The 3,999-nt window shown below is 60.4% G+C and carries 3 protein-coding genes and 2 pseudogenes; all 5 read left to right on the forward strand.

Annotated elements, in window-relative coordinates; genetic code table 11:
• The coding region (locus AC1DYI_RS28715) for a hypothetical protein (protein WP_477207535.1) at positions 1-215 on the forward strand (215 nt) is incomplete at its 5' end.
• 283 nt (positions 216-498) lie between these two features.
• Positions 499-750: a hypothetical protein gene (locus AC1DYI_RS28720; protein WP_477207536.1), complete on the forward strand. Its 252-nt coding sequence runs from the start codon at positions 499-501 to the stop codon at positions 748-750.
• A 371-nt stretch (positions 751-1,121) separates the two neighbouring features.
• Positions 1,122-1,475, forward strand: a pseudogene (locus tag AC1DYI_RS28725) (TnsA endonuclease N-terminal domain-containing protein); the annotation flags it as partial.
• A 280-nt stretch (positions 1,476-1,755) separates the two neighbouring features.
• Entirely contained in the window at positions 1,756-3,720 is a 1,965-nt protein-coding gene (locus AC1DYI_RS28730) for an integrase catalytic domain-containing protein (RefSeq protein WP_477207537.1), read from the forward strand.
• Positions 3,717-3,999 (forward strand): annotated as a pseudogene (locus AC1DYI_RS28735) (hypothetical protein); the annotation flags it as partial. The gene AC1DYI_RS28730 and the pseudogene AC1DYI_RS28735, both read left to right, overlap by 4 nt.

The raw sequence follows: 3,999 nt of genomic DNA on the forward strand, positions 1-3,999 counted from the left end.
ATCTTGAAGCCGATTGCCGAGGGCCAAGCCGCGAGCCGGGTGCAACAGTGGACGATCACGTTGCCGAATTGGATCAGTTTGACCGGAACTCGCCGCACGCGACACAAGGTAGTGTCATTGAGGCGCATTCTTCAGTTCCGGTCGACGCACGCAAGACTGCTCTGCGAATGCATCGAGCGGTGCCATCAATAGGCATCAAGGATTGCCATGGCTGAATTCGCCGCGCAGTGAGAAACTTTCATCGAAATGGCGACGTGAATCGAGGCATTGATCGGTCATGAACAGCGAAGAACCGTGGTGCCGGCGGACGGCTGAGCGACATGATTCGACTACGCCGTCGAGAACCTCGTTACAAGAGGACTGGCCGTTCGGGCGATGTTTGCCTACGGTCAATGCTTGATCGCAATGTCGTACGGCAAGCGGCCAGGCGGGACCTGGAGAAACTGCGCCAACAGGCTCTGAGCCGAATTGGTGCAGAGAACTCAACGCGATAGCAGCATGGAACGCAACCCAAAGTTCATGTCGCTGGAAGAGTTCGATCCGGAGGCTGCCAAGCACTTCCCGGCGGGCATCCGTACGTGGGTGAGTCGCCGAACTCTTGCCGAGGTCGCGGCCGAGCGATACCGAATGATTCAGATCGAGATGGGCGTACCTTCAAGCGACCTTCATCTTGGTCCCCTGACAGCGGCTCAGGGTGAGTTCCTCTTCGCTTGGGCAGGTCGGATTCGATTTCACGACCCGCCTGACTAGGCGCGGGCAACTCGACCTGTGTGACGCTCCAGTAGGTGCTCGGTTGTCGATGAATCGCGGCCCGAGCACGAGGCATGTGGGCCAGATCGGCCCCTACAGATGCTTGAAGGCGAGTCCGCCAGGTCGGGCTTCGTTCAACCTCGCGCGGCAGAACAGATGACGACCCGACGCGGTCGTGGCTGCGCCTTCATTTCGAGGAGATAAGCCATGTAGACGCAAAAAACGCCAGCCCACCTTTCGGCGAGACCGGCGTGTCTTGCAGCTTGAAGCTAGGTCTGAACAGCCACAGTTTCTTGCAGCAATCCACCCCTGTCAAGCCTCGTGCGCCCTGAAATTTTTAGGGCGCTGGGTGACCTTTGCCTGGAGAAACTATGGAGCTAGAAGAATCCCCGCCAGCCAGGCGGGTTGTGACGCGCTCGCCCGCACGAACCGTAAGGATCCTCAACTTTCCCAGGGTCCTGGACAGGCCCGTCGAATGCGAGTCGTCACTCGAGCGCGACTTCGTCTATCGAGCCATCCTGTGTCCATCGCTCGGACGATTAAGGCATCAGCCTTTCACGCTCACGCTGAGCACAGGACGTCGCTACACGCCTGACTTCCTCTGCGAGAGCGCAGCGGGTAGCCGTACGGTCGTAGAGGTCAAGCTCTCGACCAAGCTCGAGCAGAACCGAACGCTGTTCGACGCCGCGACCGCCCAGCTCGCAACAAGAAACGTTCGCTTCCTCGTCCTCAGCGAGCGAGCCATTTGCGATAGGGATGCTCACGAAAGAGCCGCGCTGATCCTGCGCTATCGCAAGAACGCGATCGACGGCGACCTCCGGTCGCGCATGGTCGCGGCGGTGCGCGACCACCGCGGCCGCATGACCGTCAGCGCGCTGCGGCGGTCGACGAAAGCCACAGAGACCGACGTCCTGCACCTACTCGCCGCGCGAGTCTTAGTCCCCGAGCGGTCGTTGCGCTTCGACGCTACCGCAATCGTCAGTCTTCCCCATATGGAGTCACAACATGAAGTTCGTATTGAGAGCTGGTTTGGTCGTACGTCATGGAACTCGGACCCTGGAGCTGGTGCGGCTGCTGGAGGACGAGAGGGTGGTCCTGGAGGACACGGTTGCGAGGACGCCGAGGACTCTGGCCAAGGCTGAACTCCTGAGGCGCATATGGGGCGGCGTCTACGCGGTCGTCATGTCCGGTACAGGCGCCACCATCCAGCAGCAGGAGTCGAACGGCCGCGCCTCCGAACTGCGCCCAATTGATCTCAGTTCGATACCTGACTCCTGGACTAAGGAGGTCGAATTTCGAATGACGTTCATCCAAGCCGTTAGAGCGGGGCATGTCTCGCGGGGTGACCGACGGCGGGTTGGGAAGATCGTCGGCGATGCCGCAATGCGACTCGGATTGAAAAAGGCGCCGTCGGCCTCAGCAGTCATGGAGTGGCTTCGCCGACTGGATACGTCGGAGGGCAACCCGTTGGCCTTGGTCTCACTGCGGAAAACGCGGCAGGCTCCGAGACGAAAGTCTCCGCTGGTTGACGAGGTCATTGCAAAGACGCTGCGCGACCAGTACTTCACCAAAGCCCGACATTCGCTGCGTCATGCGCATGACGTCGTTCGGCGTGAGCTTGAGATCCACGTGCACAACGGCGCATTGACGAGGGAGCAGGCCACCGTCGGTTACACCACCGTCTTCCGCAGGGCGCAGGAGGTTGACCTGTACCAACGCATCGCCAAGCGGGAAGGCGATGCCAGAGCTCGGATGGTGTGCCGTACTGCCATCGTTGGCGGAGCGGCCGAATACCCGCTCCAACGAGCAGAGGTCGACCACACCGCCCTTGACTGGGTGGTGATTTGCGACAGGACCGGCCTTCCACTTGGACGCCCCGTTCTCACGATCGTCATGGACGCGTTCTCGGGGTACCTGTTAGGCCTCTATCTGTCCTTCTATGGTCCAGGAGTGACCAGCGTCTGCGGCGTCTTGAGAAGTGCCGTGAAGGTCAAGGACGACGAGATCGCACACCTCAAGCTGACGCGTCGTTGGCTTGCGTACGGCTTGGCGGACGAATGGGTGCTGGACAACGGGCTTGAGTTTCACTCGAAGGCGTTCAAGAACATGTCGTGGCTGTTGGGCATCGACATGACCTATTGCAAGGTAAGGACGCCTTGGCTGAAGCCACACGTCGAACGCTTCTTCGCCGACCTGGGAGGACTGACGCTCGCGCGCGGCAGGGTCGAGAAACGAAAGCCGAACATGGTCGTCACCGACCCCTACGCCGATGCGTGCATAGGTTTCAGTGATCTCGTGGAAGGGTTGATCAAATTCGCGGTGGAAGTTCACCCGTTCCAGATCAACGCCCGCAAGTTGGCTCGACCCTACGACTTGTTCGAAGAAGGGCTCTCAAGGTGCCCGCCAGCTGTTTTTCCCGGCAGCATGGAGGAGCTCAAACTCATCTCCGGGCTCAGCAAGACTCTGACCCTGGGACAAGGCGGCATCGAGCTCATGGGGCTGCCCTACGGAGGGGCAGAACTTGCGGAGATGCGCAAGCGCCACGGCAGGGTGAAGGTGTGCTGCAAATGGGATCCGGATGACATCGCAACGATGTTCGTTCAGGACCCGAAAGACAAGATGCACTGGGCACAGGCGCATTGCCTGTGGAGCAGCTACGCGGCCGAGCTGTCCTGGCAACAGCATCTCACCATCCGGGACTGGAAACGAAAAAATCTGACCCTGTCCGGGAGCGAGGACGCTCTTTGGCGCGCCCGACTATCGCTGCATGACCACTGGCAGAGCGCCGTCAAACGCAGGCGTCCAGACGCGCTGCTTGCCGCGAGGTACGCGGGCTTCACCTCGGCGAAGGTGCTCGCAGGAGCGGATCCGGTACCGAAGATCGCACCGGAGACTCCAGTTTCAGCGAAGACGATTGTCGAGCAGGAGGCCGTCCCTGACTTCGAGACCTTCGATCTGGAGGCCTCATGAGCGACGAGTTGAACAACTATTGCATCGAAGATGGCGACGCAGAGGATCGAAGGACCGTTGTCAGGCGGATGTTCATGTACTCATCACACGCCATTCGAGTGGCGGGCTTGGTGCAGAACGTCTTTGTCAACCATGGCGTGTTCAATGAGGCGCTGGAAGCTTTCGACCGGGCGTTTCAGCTCGGGCGGGAGTTCGCCGGCGCCTATGGGGTGACGTTAGTAGGTCCCACGGGGGTCGGCAAGACGGCTGTTGTCCGCTACTTCAGGTCGGCCCTGCCGC

It is taken from the genome of Ideonella sp. P3_A4 (assembly GCF_056403075.1).

What these genes read in the sequence shown, in the direction of transcription:
- AC1DYI_RS28720 (WP_477207536.1), top strand. Translation starts at nt 499, where the DNA reads ATGGAACGCAACCCAAAGTTCATGTCGCTGGAAGAGTTCGATCCGGAG.
- AC1DYI_RS28730 (WP_477207537.1), top strand. Translation starts at nt 1,756, where the DNA reads ATGAAGTTCGTATTGAGAGCTGGTTTGGTCGTACGTCATGGAACTCGG.